Source organism: Rhodobacter maris, assembly GCF_900217815.1.
Classification (GTDB): domain Bacteria; phylum Pseudomonadota; class Alphaproteobacteria; order Rhodobacterales; family Rhodobacteraceae; genus Rhodobacter; species Rhodobacter maris.
The window spans coordinates 36,476-53,192 of record NZ_OBMT01000013.1 but is presented as its reverse complement, the minus strand read 5'-3'; the positions used below and the strand labels follow the sequence as shown (position 1 = coordinate 53,192).

Genomic DNA, 16,717 nt, shown 5'->3' with positions numbered 1-16,717 from the left:
GCCCCGGAAATTCATGCCGGATCCGGCCCCGCCTCCGGGCCGGTCAAGCTCCGGAATATGGTCAGGCCTCCGGTTCGTCGCAGGCGCACAGGAACTCCGAAACCGTGGCAAGGCAGAGATCTTTTTCCTCGACATGGGGCATATGCGCGGAATGCTCGAAGAGCACCCAGCGCACATCGGGGATGTTTTCCACGAGCGGTTTCGTCACCAGCGGCGTCGCCTCGTCGTATTTCCCGGAGATCACCAGGGCGGGAACGTTGATCCGGTGCAGCCGGTCCTCGATCGTCCAGTCCTTCATCGTGCCGATGACATGGAACTCCGTCGGCCCGTTCATCGCAGTGTAGACAGTGCTGTCGAGATCCATCAAGGCGAAGGTGCGTGTCACCTCTGGCGGCCAGGGATCAACGCGGCAGACATGGCGCATGTAGAAAACGCGCGAAGCCGCCAGATACTCCGGATCTGTCAGCGTGCCCGCCCGCTCGTGACGCAACAGCGTTTGCTGCACTTCGGCCGGCAGTTCGCCGCGCAACCGGTTCGCCTCGGCCACCCAGGTCGGCATCGAGGCGAGCGAATTGGCAAAGATGATCGCCTTCAGCCCGGCGGGCTGGCGCACTGCATGTTCACCACCCAGCATGCCCCCCCAGGACTGGCCGAGATAGGCGTAACGATCAGCAATGCCGAGATGGGCAAGCAGAGTGTCGAGTTCCGCGAGGAACAGATCAACTGTCCAGAACGCGGGCTCCTTGTCGGGCAGATGCGTGGAGTTGCCGTTGCCGAGCTGATCGTAATGGATCACGGCCCGGCCATCGAGCGCGGTGATCCCCTTGAAACTGTCTACATAATCATGGGTGCAGCCAGGCCCGCCATGCGCGACAACCAGCGGCAGCTTGCCGTTTGTCAGATCGCCGGTGACACGATACCAGGTCTGCCAGTCGCGAAACGGGGAAAAGCCCTCGCGCGTGGGGATCTGAGCCGTTTCCTGCATCGCTGCCTCCTCTGTGCCGGTTGCAACGATCCTAGACCGCTCAGGCACGGCACGGCAGCTATCAGGAATGAGGGGGATCAGATCAGCCCGCGCCTCACCGCCTCGGCCACCGCATGGGAACGATTGCGCGCGCCGAGCTTGCGCACTGCGGCATTGAGATGCATCACCACCGTCGGCACCGAGCGCTCGATCAGCCGCGAGGTTTCCTTGGCGGAATAGCCCTCCGCCGCATGGCCAAGGCATTCGCGCTCGCGGGCGCTCAAAGCCGGCAAGGCACGCGGTTCGGTGCGCCGCGCCACGGGGCGGGTGGCGGGCTCGGGCGGGCCGATCTCGTTCTGGAACGCCTGCGCCGTCAGCGCGAAGCCCGGCAGCACCTGCGCGGCCACGCTCGAAAAGGCCCGCCCCGGCCCGTTCCAGAGCCCGTTCACCGTCACATAGCCGCCGCCGGGCAGATGGATCGGCACGGTGATGCCGTTCACGAACCCGCTTTGCGAGATGAACTCCACCACCGGGCGCGAATTGCGGGTGAGAAAGGCGGCGCTGAGTTCCCCCGCCTCGGCATCATAGCTCCAGATGAAGGGGGCGACCGAATTTACCGCGACCGCCTGCACCGGATCGACGCGGGCATAGCCGCGCCCGCACCAATAGTCGATCATGCCGGGGTCGAGATTGCGCACCTGCATCACCGCGGGGGGCATCACGGCGCCGTCCGCCTCGCGGCAGCGCGGCGTGTAATCATAGATCAACGCCGAAGCGCCGAAGCCGCGCGCGATCTCGAAGAAGCGGTCGATCTCCGCAGCCAGCGCTTTCAGGGGTCCTGCGCCCGTCTGCGGGGCAACCGTCGCCATGTTCGTGCGTCCTCTCACCTCCCGGACAGGAGCGGTCCGGGCCGTGCCACTATCAATCTTGATAGGTTACGCGGAAAGGGGCGATGCCACATTATCGGGCATCGGAGACGCAAAGAGGCGCCCGAAACATGAGAAACGATGCCGAAGCGTGGTGAACGGCCTGAAAATCGAGCAATCTTGCCCCGAACCTGCTCCGGCGCCCCGCGATCCGTGCCGCCGACAGAGGCTCGATTCGGTGCTCCTGCCCGGCCTTTCGCCATCCGCCGGACATCCGTCATCCAACAAGGAGTAGATCATGATCCCCAAGCTTTCCCCCGAGAGGGTCGCGCGCCGGGCCGCAACTGCGCTCGCCCTCGCCGCTCTGGCCGGGTTCGGTCCGACGCTGGCGCAGGCCGAGGGCGACCACCGCGGCGGCACGCTGCGCCTTGTCTCGGTCTCGTCGCAAGGCACGCTCGACCCGCACATCAACTACACATCGCAGTTCTGGCAGCTCTACGCCTTTCTCTATGACGGGCTCGTGGGGTTCAAGAAAGTGGGCGGTGCGGACAGCAAGGAGGTCGTGCCGGATCTGGCCGAGGCGATGCCGGTGATCTCGAACGACGGCAAGACCTACACTTTCACCCTGCGCAAGGGGATCAAGTTCTCCGACGGATCCGACATGACGGCAACCGATGTGCTGGCCTCGTTCCAGCGCATCTTCAAGGTGCTCGGCCCCACCGCGGGGACGTTCTACAACGGCATTGTCGGCGCTGACACCTGCCTTGCCGAGCCCGCGGGCTGCACCCTCGATGGCGGCGTGATCATCGACGAGGCGGCCGGAACGGTGACGATCAACCTCACCGCCGCCGATCCGGAATTCCTGTTCAAGCTCTCCGCCCCCCATGCCTCGATCCTGCCCTCGGAAACGACGCCGAAGGACAATGGCAACGAGCCGATCCCGGGCACCGGCGCCTATATGGTGAAGAGCTACGACGCCAACAATTCGATGGTGATCGTGCGCAACCCGGCTTTCAAGGAATGGAGCAAGGACGCGCAACCCGATGGTTATGTCGACGAGATCGACTACACCTTCGGCGGCACCGAGGAAGCGGCCGTCAATGCGATCATGAACGGACAGGCCGACTGGATGTTCGACACGCCGCCCGCCGACCGTCTGGCAGAGCTTTCGACCACGGCGCCCGACCAGATCCATCTCTCGCCGCTTGCCGCCTGGTGGTATGCGCCAATGAATGTCAACCTTGCGCCCTTCGACGATGTGCGGGTGCGTCAGGCGCTGAACTATGCGATCGACCGCGATGCGCTGGTGTCGCTCTTCGGCGGCCCTGCCCTTGCGCAGCCGGTCTGCCAGGTGCTGCCGCCCGAATTCCCCGGCCACGAGGACCAGTGCATCTACACCCAGGACCCGGGCACGAGCTGGAGCGCGCCGGACATGGAAAAGGCGCAGGCGCTGGTGGACGAAAGCGGCACCAAGGGCGCGAAGATCACCGTGGTGACCGAGGACAACGCCGCCTCGCGCGGGATCGGCACTTATCTGCAATCGGTGCTGAGCGATCTGGGTTATGACGCCGCGGTGCAGACGATCTCGGGCGACATCCAGTTCACCTATATCCAGAACACCAACAACAAGGTGCAGCTCTCGATCTCGCAATGGTATGCCGATTACCCGGCCGCCTCGAACTTTCTCAACGTGCTCTTCGGCTGCGACTCGTTCCACCCGGGCTCGGATGCCTCGATCAATATCTCCGGCATGTGCGATCAGGAGATCGACGCGCGGATGAAAGCGGCGATCGCGCTTGGCGCCACGGATCAGGCCGCGGCCGACAAGGACTGGGCGAAGATCGACGCGGCGGTGATGGAAAAATCCCCCGCCCTGCCGCTCTTCACCCCGCAACAGGTGGACCTGCTCAGCACGCGGGTGGGGAACTACCAGTTCTCGAGCCTGCATCATTGGCTGATCGCGAATGCCTGGGTGCAATGAGCCTCTATGAGAGCGAAGATCCGGACATGACAACCGATCTCGACACACCGCCCCCGGCCCCACCGGCCGGGGGTGATCCGGCCCCACCTCTCGGGCCCTGGCGGCGCGCTCTGCGGGGCCTCGCCTCCAGCCCCGCTGCCGTCCTCTCCGGGCTCGGCATCCTGCTGATCGTGCTCGCGATGGCGCTCGCCCCGGCCTATGCGAAATATGTGGCCAAGACCGATCCGTTCCGCTCCGGTCTGAGCGCCAAGATCATGATCGACGGCACGCGCGTGCCGGTGATGCAGCGTTCGACCGAGGGGCTGGGCCTCGGCGTCACGCCGATCGGGCCGACCTGGGGGCCGCAATATTTCCTCGGTGCCGACAACCAGGGCCGCGATGTCGCGGCGCGGTTTCTTTATGGCGGGCAGAACTCGCTTTTCATCGCCGGAGCCGCAACCCTCCTGTGCCTTGCCTGCGCGGCCCTTGTCGGCATCGTCGCGGGCTATGCCGGAGGCGCCATCGACGCGGTGCTCTCGAACCTGATCGACATGATCTGGGCCTTTCCGGTCTATCTGCTCGCGATCTCGCTTTCCATCGTGATGCTGGGCAAAAGTTTCGATTTCGGGCCGATCCACCTGTCCTCCTCAAGCCTGATCCTGCCTATCGTAATCATCGGGCTCGTCTATGTGCCCTATGTCGCAAGGCCCGTCCGCGGGCGGGTGATCGCCATCACCAACAGCGAATTCGTGCTCGCCGCACGCGCGCTCGGCATCCGCCCCTCGCGGATCCTGTGGCGCCACATCCTGCCCAATGTCGCCACCACGCTGATCGTCTTCGCGCCCATGCTGATGGCGCTCAACATCGTCACCGAAAGCTCGCTCTCCTTCCTCTCGGTCGGCGTGCAGGCGCCCAATGCGAGCTGGGGCACGATCTTGCAGGACGGGCAGGCACTGCTTTACTCCCGCCCCGTCGTCTCGATGGCGCCGGGGATCGCGATCATGGTGACGGTGATGCTGCTCAACCTCTTCGGGGACGTGCTGCGCGACATCCTCGACCCGAAATCGGTGCGGGGGCGCTGATGCTGGCGGCAATGCTCTCGCGCCTCGCGCGCATGGTGGTGGTGATGCTGGGGATCAGCATCCTCACCTTTTTGATCTTCTTCGCCACGCCGGGCGCGGACCCGGCCGCGCGAATTGCCGGGCGCAATGCCGCCCCCGAAACCGTTGCCGCGGTGCGCCACGACTTCGGCCTCGATCAACCGATCTGGGTGCAATACGGCGCGATGATGCGCAAGATGTTCATCACCGGCGATCTGACCTCCTTCGTCAACCGCGGCGAAAAGATCGTTCCCACGCTGCGCGCCGCCGCCCCGGTGACGCTCTCGCTCGTGGCCGGCGCCGCCGTCCTGTGGATGGCGCTGGGCGCGCTTACCGGCATTCTCGCCGCCGCGACCAGAGGCCGATGGCCCGACAAGATGCTGATGGGGCTCTCGATGATGGCCGTGGCCATGCCGGTGTTCTGGGTCGGCGAGATGGTCAACCTGATCACGCAAAGCCGGCTCCACAACACCTGGGCTTTCTCCTGGGTGCCCCCGCTCGGCTATGTGCCCTTTACCGAAAGCCCGCTGCGCTGGGCGCTGGCGCTCGTCTTTCCCTGGCTGACGCTCGCCTTCCTCTACATCGGGCTTTACGGGCGGATGCTGCGCACCGGCATCATCGAAACCTATCAGGAAGATTACATCCGCACCGCCCGTGCCAAGGGGCTGACGGCGCGCCGGGTGCTGCTCAAACACGCGACGCGCAGCGCGATCATTCCGGTCGTGATCATGTTCGGCATGGATTTCGGCGTGCTCGTGGGCGGCGCGGCGGTGCTGACCGAGGTGGTCTTCGGCCTCAACGGGGTCGGACGGCTCACCTATCAGGCGCTGAAAGTGCTCGATCTGCCGATGATCATGGCCTCGGTGCTTTACGCCTCGTTCTTTGTCGTGCTGGCCAATGCCATCGTCGACCTTCTGTGCATTCTGATTGACCCGAGGATGCGGCGCAAATGACCGACCCCACCCCCGCCGCCCCGATCCTGACAGTTCGCGATCTGCGCGTGTCCTTTGCGGGCGCCCGCAAGAGCTGGAACCGGGTGGTGCACGGCCTCTCGCTGGATGTGGCCGCGGGCGAAACCGTGGCGCTCGTCGGGGAGTCCGGTTCGGGCAAGAGCGTCACCTCGCTCGCGATGATGCGCCTGCTCGATCCGGCCACAAGCCGCATCGAGGGCAGCATTACGCTCGACGGGCATGAGCTGCTCGCCCTCTCCGAGGCCGACATGGTGGCCAAGATCCGGGGCCAGCGGGCCACGATGATCTTTCAGGAACCGATGACCAGCCTGCACCCGATCTACACCGTGGGCGATCAGCTGATCGAGGCCTTGACCTGTCACCGGCCGATGGCGGCCTCTGCCGCACGCAAGGCGGCAGTGGCGCTGATGGAACGGGTGCGCATTCCCGATGCCGCACGCCGTCTGGATGATTATCCGCACGCCTTTTCGGGCGGCATGCGGCAGCGGGTGATGATTGCGATGGCGCTCGCCTCGCGTCCGAAGCTGCTCATTGCCGACGAGCCGACGACCGCACTCGATGTCACGGTACAGGGCGAGATCCTGTCGCTTCTGAAGGAGTTGCAGGCCGAATACGGGATGGCGATGCTGTTTGTCACGCATGACATGGGCGTCGTTGCGGAAATGGCCGATCGCACTGTGGTGATGCTGCGCGGCGATGTGGTGGAGGAAGGGACGACGGAGCAGGTCTTCCGCGCCCCGCGCCAGCCCTATACGCGGGCGCTTCTCGCCTCGGTTCCCGCGCTCGGCTCGATGGCGGGCGAGCCGGTGCCACTGCGCTTTCCGGTGATCGACATTGCCACGGGCGCGGCCACGCCGGGCACACCGCTCGCACGCCAGCCCGACTTCTCGGCCCCGCTTCTGGAAGTGCGCGATCTGGTGACCCGGTTCGATGTGCGCGGCGGGCTCCTGCGGCGCAAGGTGGCCCGCGTGCATGCTGTCGAGAACCTGTCCTTCGCGATCCATCCGGCCGAGACGCTGGCCTTGGTGGGGGAATCCGGTTGCGGCAAGTCGACCACAGGCCGGGCGATCATCCGGCTCGCGGGAGGCCAGTCTTCCGGCTCGGTGCGGCTCGGGGCGACCGAACTTTTCGGGCTCGATGCAGCGCGGTTGCGGCGGCAAAGGCGCGAGATCCAGATGATCCCGCAAGACCCGCTCGCGAGTCTCAATCCGCGCATGACGATCGGCGAGGCGCTGGTGGAACCCTTCCTGGAGCATCGGATGGGCCCATTCGCCGCAGCGCGTGCCAAGGCGGCGCGACTGATGGATCAGGTCGGGCTCGCACCGCAGATGCTCGAACGGTTCCCGCATGAATTTTCCGGCGGGCAGCGCCAGCGGCTTTGCATCGCACGTGCCCTCATGCTGGATCCGAAGGTGATTATTGCCGATGAATCCGTCTCCGCGCTCGATGTCTCGGTGAAAGCGCAGGTGGTGAACCTGCTGCTCGACATTCAGGAGCGGACCGGCATCGCCTTTCTCTTCATCTCGCATGACATCGCCGTGGTGGAACGCATCAGCCACCGCATCGCGGTGATGTATCAGGGCGAGATCGTCGAGATCGGCCCGCGCGCGGCGGTGATGGAAACGCCGCTTCACCCCTATACCCGCCGCCTGATCGACGCGGTGGCGATCCCCGACCCGGCCCGGCGCCACCTGCGCCGCAGCCAGCCGCCATCAGACCTGATGAACCCGATCCGCGACCTTTCCTTCGTGCCCCCAAGCCGGCGCTACCGCGAGGCAACGCCCGGCCATTTCGTGCGCGAAGACTGATCGCTCAGCCTGCCAGAGGAAAAGATGCCCGTAATCCTGACCCGTTCCGCCCCCGCCACCGCGCCCCGCGTGGTGGTCGTGCCGCTCTGTGCGAACCTTGTGTTTGGCCCCCGCGCCACGGCCCTTGAGGCCGCCACGGGCGGTGCGCTCGGCCGCGCAATCACCGCCGCGCGCTTTGCCGCCGCCGAGGGCGCCTGCCTTGAGATCCTCGCCCCCGCGGGGATCGACTGCGCGCGGCTGATCCTGCTCGGTCTTGGCGCGGAGGAGAGCCTGAGCCCGCTTGTCGCCAACCGCGCCGGGGTGGCGCTGGCGCGCCATCTTGAGGCGCTCGGCGAAGATGCGGCGAGCCTCGTCCACGATCCGCTCGGTGCCGCCCCTGAAGCGCTTCTGGCCGCGCTCGTGCATGGCCTCCAGCTTGGCAATTACCGCTCCCCGCTCACGCCGCAGGGGGTGGAGCCCTTCGCACTGACCCTCGCGCTCGAGACCGATCTCGAGGCGACGGCAGAGCTGGACCGGATCGAGGCGCTCGCCGCCGGGGTGACGCTCGCGCGCGATCTGGTGAACTCTCCCGCAAGCCATCTCCACCCCGAAAACTTCGCCGATTTCCTCGCCCCCCTGGCCTTGGCGGGGATCGAGATCACAGTGATGGGCCCGGAGGAGCTCGCGCGCGAAGGCATGAATGCGGTGCTTGCCGTGGGGCAGGGCTCGGCCCGGGGGCCGCGCGTGATCGTGCTGCGCTACTGCCCCGAGGGCAGCCCCGCGGCGCCGATCGCGCTCGTCGGCAAGGGGATCTGCTTCGACGCGGGCGGGCTCTGCATCAAGACCGGGCCGCAGATGTTCGGCATGCGGGCCGACATGAGCGGGGCGGCGGCGGTTGTGGGCACCATGCTCGCGCTCGCGCGGCAGGGCAGCGGCGAACATGTCGTGGGCGTTCTGGGCATCGCCGAGAACATGCTCTCGGGCACCTCCTACAAGCCCGGCGACATCGTCACGACCATGTCGGGCAAGACCGTCGAGGTCTACGACACCGACTGCGAGGGGCGCATGGTTCTGGCCGACATCCTCTATCTTGCGGCAAGCCGTCATGCGCCCCGCGTGATCGTCGATCTCGCGACACTGACCTATTCCGTGATGCAGGGGCTCGGGCATGTCTTTGCCGGGCTGTTTGCAACCGACGATGATCTTGCAGCCGAGCTTCTGGCGGCAGGAGAAACGGTGGGAGAGCGGTTCTGGCGCCTACCGCTCGATCCGGCCTACGAAGTCGAACTGCGCTCCCCGCTCGCAGATCTGCGCCAGCATGCCGCCGACCTTCATGACGGCGATGCCCCTCATGCCGCAGCGTTCCTGCGGCAGTTCACGCAAGATCGCCGCTGGGCCCATCTCGACATCGCCGGCAAGGAACTCGCCGAGAAGGATCTTCCGCTTGCGCGTCGCGGCGGCACCGGTTTCGGCGTACGCCTGCTTGAGGAATGGATCACGGTTCAGGCACATCGGCCGGTTTCGCGAGCACCTTGACGCGAACCCGGCCGCGTATCGGGGCCGTGTCCATCCGCCGATGAGCTTCCCTCAGGCGGCGTGCTGCGCGGGCGGTCCTGGCTCCAGGTAGATGGAATCCTGCGGGCCGCGACTCATGCAGTAGATATGCCAATGCGCGAGGCAGAGCGCCAGGAACTCGGCAGGTGGCAGCGCGCGGTCGCCGAGCGCGCGATTGGCATGTTGGGCGCGGCGATAGGCCGGGATCAGCGACCAATACCCCTTCCCGGCAATCGCCCGCATCAGCCGCGCCCAGATCCTCGCCTGCCCGATCGCCGCACGCGCCCCGACAACCGTGCCGCGGGATTGGTACCGACTGGTATCGGCGCGGCGCTGCTCGCGCTGCGCGCGGAAGGCGCGCTCAAAGAACGCATCCGGGTCGAAGACCCGTTCGATCAGGGCGCGGTGTCCCGCCTTGAGCTGTTCGCGGGTCATCTGCTTGGGCTCAAAGGCGCAAGCGGGATCCTCGGGATAGAGCCGGCCCTCGGCCGCGAGCCGGTCGTAAAGCGGCGTCGTCGGCAGCGGCGCCAGAATGCCGATGCTCGGCAGCGCGATCGCGCTGTCGTGGATGAACTGATACTGCGCCTCGAAGATCTCGGGCGTATCTTCGTCGAACCCGACGATGAAGCCGCTTGTCAGGGTCAAACCGGCATCGCGGATCCGCCGGACCTTGGCAACAAGGGAATCCCCCTTCAGATTCTGGGTCTTGCGGGTTTCTTTCAGCGACGCGAGATTGGGCGTCTCGATGCCGACGAACACGCGGTTGAGAGAGGCCGCGCGCATCAGATCGAGCAGATCGGGCGCATCGGCGAGGTTGATGCTTGCCTCGGTCGCAAGCAGCAGCGGCCGCGGCAGCGTCTTTTGCCACTCTGCAATCGCCTCCAGCAGCTTGCGCGCCTCGCGCTTGTTGCCGATGAAATTGTCATCGACGAGAAAGCAGTTACGGAACCCGGCATCGACCACATCCTGAAGCTCGGCGATCACCTGGGCAGCGGTTTTCATTCGCGGGACCCGACCGAAGGTGACGATGATGTCGCAGAACTCGCACTGGAACGGGCAACCGCGCGAAAACTGGATCGAGGCAACGCGGTAGCGTTCGCTCTTGATCAGATCGAGCCGCGGCTTCGGGATTTTTGTCATGTCGCTGCGCGCAGTCTGGACATAGCGCTTCAGCGTCGGCCGCCCCGCGGCAATGTCTTCCAGATAGGCGGGCCAGGTGGTTTCGGCCTCACCGATGAACACAGCGTCGCAGCGGTTCTCGAAGGCAGGCTCGTCACAGGTGACAAGCGGCCCCCCCACGACGATCTGCGCCCCGAGCCCGCGCACCGCCTCAAGGATGCGGTACATGTGCCAGCGCTGCACGATCATGCCGGTCACGCCGATGACATCATATCCGCGCAGCTCGTCGTAAGCGATCTCCTCGACATTCTCGTCGATGATCCGGATCTGGTGCCGCGGATCCGCGAGGCCCGCCAAAGTGGCCAGGCACCCCGTGAGATTGTTGCATCTGACCGGCCCCCCGTAGAGGTCGATCGCATAGTCATTGCTCCAGATTGAAGGATTGAACTTCGGATTGATGATGCAGATGCGCAGGATACGCCCTGCCTTGTTGCCCACAGCCGAGTCACTCATCCTGATCTCCACGGCCGTCATCCTTCTGGTTCCATCCTTCTGGTTCGCGCGTAGCCCAGCCGAAGCCTGCCTCACCGTAACCGTTGCCACAATAGAACATCACCTGCCGCCCATCCGTAAGGCGCAGAACGAAAGGATAGCATTGCATCTGTCCGTCCCAGTCGTCGGGCGCCGGGGAGGAGCAGAACCCCTGCCGCTCGTCCTCGCGCCGCCACTGCGCGCCATCGCGCGAGCGCGCATAGCCGAGCCGATACCGGCGCAGACCAGGATCCGCCTGCGAATAGGGACCGCGCGCACTGAACCACATTTCGAACCCGCCCGATCCTTCGAGCACCGTAGGGCGCGCCAGACCGGCCTCGCCCGGCGCCCGCAAGATCGCCGGGGACGGATCAACCGTCCAGAATTCGGCATCCTCCGAGCGCGCTGACCGAATGCAATACCGTGCATCCGGTTTGGGTTGCGCCTCCGGCACCCATTGGGTGAAGGCGGTGAACCACATCCGCCAGCCCCCCCCGGCCAGTTTCCGGATGCAGGGAAGCGTGACCGGATAGCCGTTGTTGGCGGCCGAGGTCAGCAGCGTGTGCGGCGGCAGGAAGGTTGCGCCTCCGTCCTGGCTTGTCATCACCTCGATCGCGGCATCGTAAAGGCGCCCGTGCAGCGTGAGCGACGAGGTGGCAAGCAGCAGCCTGTCTCCGTCCCAGAGCGCATCGCAAGGGCCAATGCCCGACAGGCCGCCGCGCGCGATGGCCTGGATCGCCGCCGGTTCGATCTGCGGCGACCGCACGATCTTCATGCCGTCTTCAGGATCGCACTCCATCACCTGAATGATGGAGATGTTCGCCCGATCGCGACAGGAGATGGCGATGCGCACCAGCCCGTTCGGCAATTGCCAAGCGGTAGGGCATTGCACGAGCCGGACGCCCTGAAGATCGTCAGGGCCAAGAATTCGCCCCCGGCGCCGCCATAGGGAAGATATGGTCTGCCGCATCATGCGTCCCAGTACTCGCCGACGCGACGCACGATACCCGCCTGGCGCAACGCGTCGAGCTTGGCGGCGCCAGGAAACTGCCGCCGGTATTCCTGTAAAATCGCAGCTTCGCTCTCGGCCTCTTCCCCTTCCGCGAGCCCGGCCCAGCGCGACCATTGCCACGCCTGCCTGGATTTGGGATCTTGGTTCAGAAGCGCTTTGGCTTCGACGGTGAAACGCGCCTTCCGGACAAACCGGCCGGGCGTCGTGAACCAGAAATGGACCAGCAGCAGTCCGTTGGTCAGCGGCGAGATTTGTCGCTGGCCCAGAGTGTCGCAGGTGCCATGACCTCCGGGGGCATAGGCCGCCACCCGATCAGGACGGGCCAGAACCTTGGGGGCAACCTCGGTCATGATCAATGGCAGGCTGTCGTCGCTTTCATATTCCGAAGGGGAGGTTTTCACCGGCTTAGCCACAATCGAGAATGCGGCCAGCGCCTCCGGGTTGGACGGCGGCGGCGGGATCGGTTGCCCGTCTTGAAAAATGGCGTTGCGCCGTGCGATCTGAAACGAAGCCTGCGTATCCGGCGCCGGCAGTGCGGCCTCCAGAGGGCGCGCAGCATAGAGGAACTCATCCGCATCCAGCCTGACCACCCAGTCCGGCGCGAAGTGGTCGCGCGAGGCCGCGAGCATCCAATCGCCGATCTCGGCCGTCCTGAGGACGGTCGCATCGACCAGCGCGCTCATCTCATATTTGCGAATGACGAAACGTCTGTCGCCCCGGTAGCGCTCCAGCCGTTCGGATGTGCCGTCCACCGAAGCCATGTCTGCGATGACAAACCCGTCGATCCCAAGCGCGAGATGGTAGGCGATATGCTGGTCGATCAGTTCAACTTCGTTGCCGACCTGGATATTGGCCACGATGGTCATGCGACATTCTCCCCCGGCGGCACCATCTCGAGGTCATAGCCCTCGGCCTGATAGAGCGGGCGAAGCCCGAAAATGTCGAGGCAAAAAGCAAAGGCTTCCTGCTGCCAGGGCGCCCAGTCGGCAAACAGGGCCGCGGGCTCGGTCGGGCGTGGGCGCGCGTTATGGATATTGCGTTTGGAGTCGGCAAAAACGCTGTCCAGATAGGCGTCAGAGCTGTCGATCACCCCGCCCCCAAGCCGATCCAGAAGGGCGCGAAAAGTCTCCGGATCACGCGTGACATCTTCTTGCCGGACCGATCCGGCAAAGGCCGCGACCCCCTGTTCCAAAAGGGTGTCCCGGGCCGCAAAATCCGCGGCGAGGCCGCGGAGCGTCACACAGGCGCCGAAAAAGCTCAGCACTTCGAGGTCCCCGGGGTAAAGACCGTGCCGCGCTGCGATCCGTTCGAACACTGCAAGGCCGGTATCGGCAATGCGTCGGGTGATCCAGTGCAACTCGTTTAAGTCGAGACGGAAACTCAGCTCGAACTGACCCGCCCCGGAATTGACGAGGTTCACCGGGTGCCGGATCAGGTTCACGATCCGCAGCTTGCGGTTCAGCCGGGTCAGATCCGCCGCGAGGCCCGGCAGGTCACGAAGCCGGAACGTGTGGACCGAGCCGATCAGCCGCGCGTCCCCCTGCGCTTCAAACGGCAGGTAAAGATCGGCCGGCCGGAGGATAGCCCGCGCATCATAACCCGCGCGGAACCGCGCAAGCATGGCGAATATACGGGTGAAATCCTTGCGCGCGAGCAGCTCCGTGAGGTCGTAGGGCTCGTGCTGGTCCGCCAGCAGCGCGGCACTCGAATGAAGGCAGACGATCTTTGGATGACGATTGAGGTTGTGGGCCAGCCAGTGGCTCGCGCTCCAGCCATGGCTGGTGACGATGAACCAGTTCGGAGCTGGACATTTGGTGTTGGGCGCAATCGTCCCGGCCGGGCCTTTTGGCATCATGGCTTCACCGGGCGCTCGGCGCGGATCCGGGCGCCTTGCCCTGGCCCGGGTTCTCGTGCGGGAACGGCTGGTCCGGCACTGGACGCCCCAGAAATCCGCACAGCGAGCGCCAGTCGCGCTCCTCGGTCAGATCAAAGGAATGGAAGCGCTCGCAGCCGTTGAAATGCGCCAGGATGGCGGCGTTCATGCCTTCATAATAGCGCAGCATCGCGCCTTTCTGGGCCAGCGGGTCCGTGATGCCCCATTCCCGCCTTACGATCATCGCCGCACCATATCCGCCCGCGGCATGAAATGCGTCCAGCATGGGAGCCGGCCCTTTGCTCACCTTTGCGAGCTGGTTCAGGATCGATTGATACCATTGCTCCGGCGCGCGGATCGTGTGCAGGAACCGCGCTTCAGGATAACGGCGCGAGAGCCAGAGATAGAGGTCCGTCCCCCCGAAGGGCATATCGGCGAAAGCGTCAAAATGGCGGATGACGCGGGCGATCTCGTCGGTATCTCCCAGAACTTTCAGTGCCATCAGGAAGTTGCTGTGATTGTTGCTCGACGCCCCGCGGCAGACTTTGTAGCCCAGCCGCTGCAACGCAACCTCAAGCGACGTGGTGCCGGTTTTGGGAAAGCCGAGGCAGAACACCTTGCCGCGGCCGGTATCGTCCTCGCTCACCGGTCGGCCTCGGCGGCACGGCGTTGCTGGGCGGCGGCAAAGCGGCTGCGGATCGTTCCCCCCCGCAAACCCTCATGGGGCAGGTCGAGATCGACCGGGGACGGCGCCGCCCCGACCCGGAAGTCGAGGCAATAATAGGCATTGCCGAGCATCCATTCGACCCGGACCTCCTGCGCAACATCCGGCAAGGCCGCAATCGGCGGATCATAGGCCATCAGCGGGTTGTCGTTGACCACCATCTGCCCAGTCAGCGTCGGCCGCAGCCAGGGCGCATAACCTTCATCGACAATGACGATGCGGCCCCCGGTGCGGGTCACCCGCGTCATCTCTGCGATCGCCCGCACGGGATCGCCAAACTGGTTGAACCCGCCGGTGCTCAGCACGGCATCAAAGCTCTTGTCCGCGAAGGGAAGATAAAGCGCATTCGCCCCGCACCAGATCGTCCGGCACCCCGTGCCGGGACCTTCCGCAGCCAGCCGGTCGGCCCCATGGGCCAACAGCTCCATCGAAAGATCGGTGTTGTAGAGGATGCCCCGCGGCAGGCGCGCCTGCAGCAGCCGCGTATTTGCCCCTGTACCGCAGGCATTGTCCAGCACCACCGCGTCCGGCGCCAGATCGAGCTTGTCCACGACGCGGGCGCGCAGCTCTGCCTCATCGCTGCCGAAGGCGCGGAAGGTCCATTTGAGAAATGCTTCCTCAACAGCATAGAGCGGCCGGTCGAACCGCGGCAGCTCCGGGTCATCCGCCCGCGGCCGTGGGTGGACCAGATCCGCAATGCCGTTTTCGATCTGGTAGACGGCGCCGCTCACCGGCTCGATCAGGGAGGCCCCGTCCGCGCCGGTCTGCAACGGCGCATGATGGACCGGATCAAGATAGGCAGGGAGAAGGGCATCATCCTGCATCACGGCGGTGTCAGGGGTGTCGCTCATGGCCAAAGAGGCTTCTCCTTTCGGGCATTTCATCTGCCGACACGGGCTGGAAGAAGCATCCTTCCAGGATGTCGCTCCGCAAGTCTGTCACGTTCTGCTCGAACAATGCTGGTAGGAAGTGCGGATATGACCCGGTGTAATGGGTCAGGAAATTCAGTTCAATGCCGGCGCGCGAAAAGGTCTCGCGCTCATAAAGAACGGTGCCGCCGGGCGCGTTGATGTAACGGGTTCCGCCCTGCCTGCGGACGATCTCAAGGATCCGTTGCTGCGCGCCAAGACCTGCGGGCAGATCAAGTGCGCTGCTGCGGCAGATCCTGCAGTCAAAGCCCAGCGCCTGCGCGACGATCCGCAGCGATCGCTCGAGATAGGGGACCAGCGGCCCTTCCGGGCTGTCGAGCAGATCGACGATCTGCTGGCGAAGGGGCGTATCGCCGCGCAGCGGCGCGGGCAGTTTGCGGCATTGCGCATTGAGCCGCCCTGCCGCATCGGGGGCGAGGCGCATCTCGCGGATCAGGCTGTCGCGCGGTGCGGGCTCAAGCGGCAGGGTGATCCAGCGCCCCGCGCCGGCAAGCGCACACCGATGCACCCGACCGCGCCGCGGAAACTGCACGCAATCGAGGATCACGAAGACATCTGCGGCAGCGAGCAGCCGGTAATAGCCGGCATAGGGAAAGAAATAGGGCTGCATTACCGCAACGGTCGTCATGGCCGACTGCTCCCTCTGCCCGGCGGCTAGCCCAGAAGGGTCCGCGCGAACCGCCGCGCTCCGTTTGGCAGGACTCGCCCCCCCCGCGCCACAGCGAGCGCGCCATCGGCGATCGTCTCGGTAACCACGGTGCCGGCGCCGATGATGCAGCCTGACCCCACGCTGAGATTGTCCGCAAGCCCGGTCTGACCCCCGAAAAAGGTGCAATCGCCGATGCGCGCATTGCCGGCGATGCCGCAGAAGGAGGCGAAGAAGCAAAAATTCCCCACCTGCGCGTGATGGCCGATATGAACCTTGCTCCACAGGATCGAGCCCGTGCCGAGCTTTGCGTAGGGCTGGACGGTGCAGTCTTCGAGAATCACCGAGTTCTCGCCGATCTCCGCGCCGCTCACATGCGAGGACGGGTGAATGTAGCTGGCGAAACGATAGCCCTTCTCCTTCGCCTCGAGATGGCGGTCACGGCGAAACGTGTTGTTGCCGCGATAGCTCACCGGCCCGAGGATGCGGACCTGTTCGGGCGGGAAAGCGGCGCAGACATCGTCCCATGCGGCGACGGGCAGCCCTTTGAACGCCCCTGAGGGCGGCAGATAGGGACGGTCGACGGTGAACCCAACCAGATTGAAATCCGGATCCTGCTCAACGTAATGTGCCATGACTTCGGCGATCTGGCCGACACCGAACAGAATGATGTCCACTTTC

15 protein-coding genes are annotated in these 16,717 nt (G+C 65.2%); 5 read left to right on the top strand and 10 right to left on the bottom strand.

The window, feature by feature from the left end:
- Positions 1-61 precede the first annotated feature (61 nt).
- Both CRO22_RS14750 and CRO22_RS14745 read right to left on the bottom strand, forming a co-directional pair.
- The gene (locus CRO22_RS14750; protein WP_097070924.1) at positions 62-985 is read right to left on the bottom strand and encodes a proline iminopeptidase-family hydrolase; all 924 of its coding nucleotides are present in this window, start codon (positions 983-985) and stop codon (positions 62-64) included.
- Between the two features lie 77 nt (positions 986-1,062).
- Positions 1,063-1,833, bottom strand: coding sequence for a helix-turn-helix transcriptional regulator (locus CRO22_RS14745; RefSeq protein ID WP_097070923.1), 771 nt, complete (start codon positions 1,831-1,833; stop codon positions 1,063-1,065).
- A gap of 295 nt (positions 1,834-2,128) precedes the next feature.
- On the opposite strand from CRO22_RS14745, the gene CRO22_RS14740 reads away from it, so the two are divergent.
- The 5 genes from CRO22_RS14740 to CRO22_RS14720 are packed head-to-tail and all read left to right on the top strand — an operon-like array spanning position 2,129 to position 9,184.
- Entirely contained in the window at positions 2,129-3,811 is a 1,683-nt protein-coding gene (locus CRO22_RS14740) for an ABC transporter substrate-binding protein (protein ID WP_097070922.1), read from the top strand.
- A gap of 26 nt (positions 3,812-3,837) precedes the next feature.
- Complete coding sequence (locus CRO22_RS14735) at positions 3,838-4,872, top strand: ABC transporter permease (RefSeq protein WP_245860993.1); 1,035 nt, start codon at positions 3,838-3,840, stop codon at positions 4,870-4,872.
- Positions 4,872-5,843 (top strand): ABC transporter permease, encoded by a 972-nt coding sequence (locus tag CRO22_RS14730; protein WP_097070920.1) that lies wholly within the window; start codon positions 4,872-4,874, stop codon positions 5,841-5,843. The genes CRO22_RS14735 and CRO22_RS14730 overlap by 1 nt, the downstream gene beginning before the upstream one ends.
- On the top strand, positions 5,840-7,669 hold the full coding sequence (locus CRO22_RS14725) for an ABC transporter ATP-binding protein (RefSeq protein ID WP_097070919.1): 1,830 nt from the start codon (positions 5,840-5,842) through the stop codon (positions 7,667-7,669). The genes CRO22_RS14730 and CRO22_RS14725 overlap by 4 nt, the downstream gene beginning before the upstream one ends.
- Before the next feature lie 24 nt (positions 7,670-7,693).
- Positions 7,694-9,184, top strand: a complete 1,491-nt coding sequence (locus tag CRO22_RS14720) for a leucyl aminopeptidase family protein (protein ID WP_097070918.1) — start codon at positions 7,694-7,696, stop codon at positions 9,182-9,184.
- A gap of 51 nt (positions 9,185-9,235) precedes the next feature.
- Here CRO22_RS14720 and CRO22_RS14715 read toward each other — a convergent pair whose 3' ends face one another.
- The 8 genes from CRO22_RS14715 to CRO22_RS19230 all read right to left on the bottom strand — a co-directional run bounded on the left by CRO22_RS14715 (position 9,236) and on the right by CRO22_RS19230 (position 16,713).
- The gene (locus CRO22_RS14715; RefSeq protein ID WP_097070963.1) at positions 9,236-10,834 is read right to left on the bottom strand and encodes a B12-binding domain-containing radical SAM protein; all 1,599 of its coding nucleotides are present in this window, start codon (positions 10,832-10,834) and stop codon (positions 9,236-9,238) included.
- Positions 10,827-11,627 (bottom strand): hypothetical protein, encoded by an 801-nt coding sequence (locus CRO22_RS14710; protein ID WP_245860992.1) that lies wholly within the window; start codon positions 11,625-11,627, stop codon positions 10,827-10,829. The genes CRO22_RS14715 and CRO22_RS14710 overlap by 8 nt, the downstream gene beginning before the upstream one ends.
- Positions 11,628-11,821: 194 nt before the next feature.
- The gene (locus tag CRO22_RS14705; RefSeq protein ID WP_097070917.1) at positions 11,822-12,730 is read right to left on the bottom strand and encodes a glycosyltransferase family 2 protein; all 909 of its coding nucleotides are present in this window, start codon (positions 12,728-12,730) and stop codon (positions 11,822-11,824) included.
- Complete coding sequence (locus CRO22_RS14700; protein WP_097070961.1) at positions 12,727-13,716, bottom strand: hypothetical protein; 990 nt, start codon at positions 13,714-13,716, stop codon at positions 12,727-12,729. The genes CRO22_RS14705 and CRO22_RS14700 overlap by 4 nt, the downstream gene beginning before the upstream one ends.
- Positions 13,717-13,723: 7 nt before the next feature.
- Positions 13,724-14,353, bottom strand: coding sequence for a sulfotransferase family protein (locus CRO22_RS14695; protein ID WP_141399457.1), 630 nt, complete (start codon positions 14,351-14,353; stop codon positions 13,724-13,726).
- 26 nt (positions 14,354-14,379) lie between these two features.
- Entirely contained in the window at positions 14,380-15,312 is a 933-nt protein-coding gene (locus tag CRO22_RS14690; protein ID WP_176518659.1) for a class I SAM-dependent methyltransferase, read from the bottom strand.
- The gene (locus tag CRO22_RS14685) at positions 15,296-16,018 is read right to left on the bottom strand and encodes a WbqC family protein (protein WP_097070914.1); all 723 of its coding nucleotides are present in this window, start codon (positions 16,016-16,018) and stop codon (positions 15,296-15,298) included. Before CRO22_RS14685 ends, CRO22_RS14690 begins: the two co-directional genes overlap by 17 nt.
- 26 nt (positions 16,019-16,044) lie before the next feature.
- A complete protein-coding gene (locus CRO22_RS19230) occupies positions 16,045-16,713 on the bottom strand; it encodes an acetyltransferase (RefSeq protein ID WP_245860991.1) in 669 nt (222 codons plus the stop codon).
- Positions 16,714-16,717 lie beyond the last annotated feature (4 nt).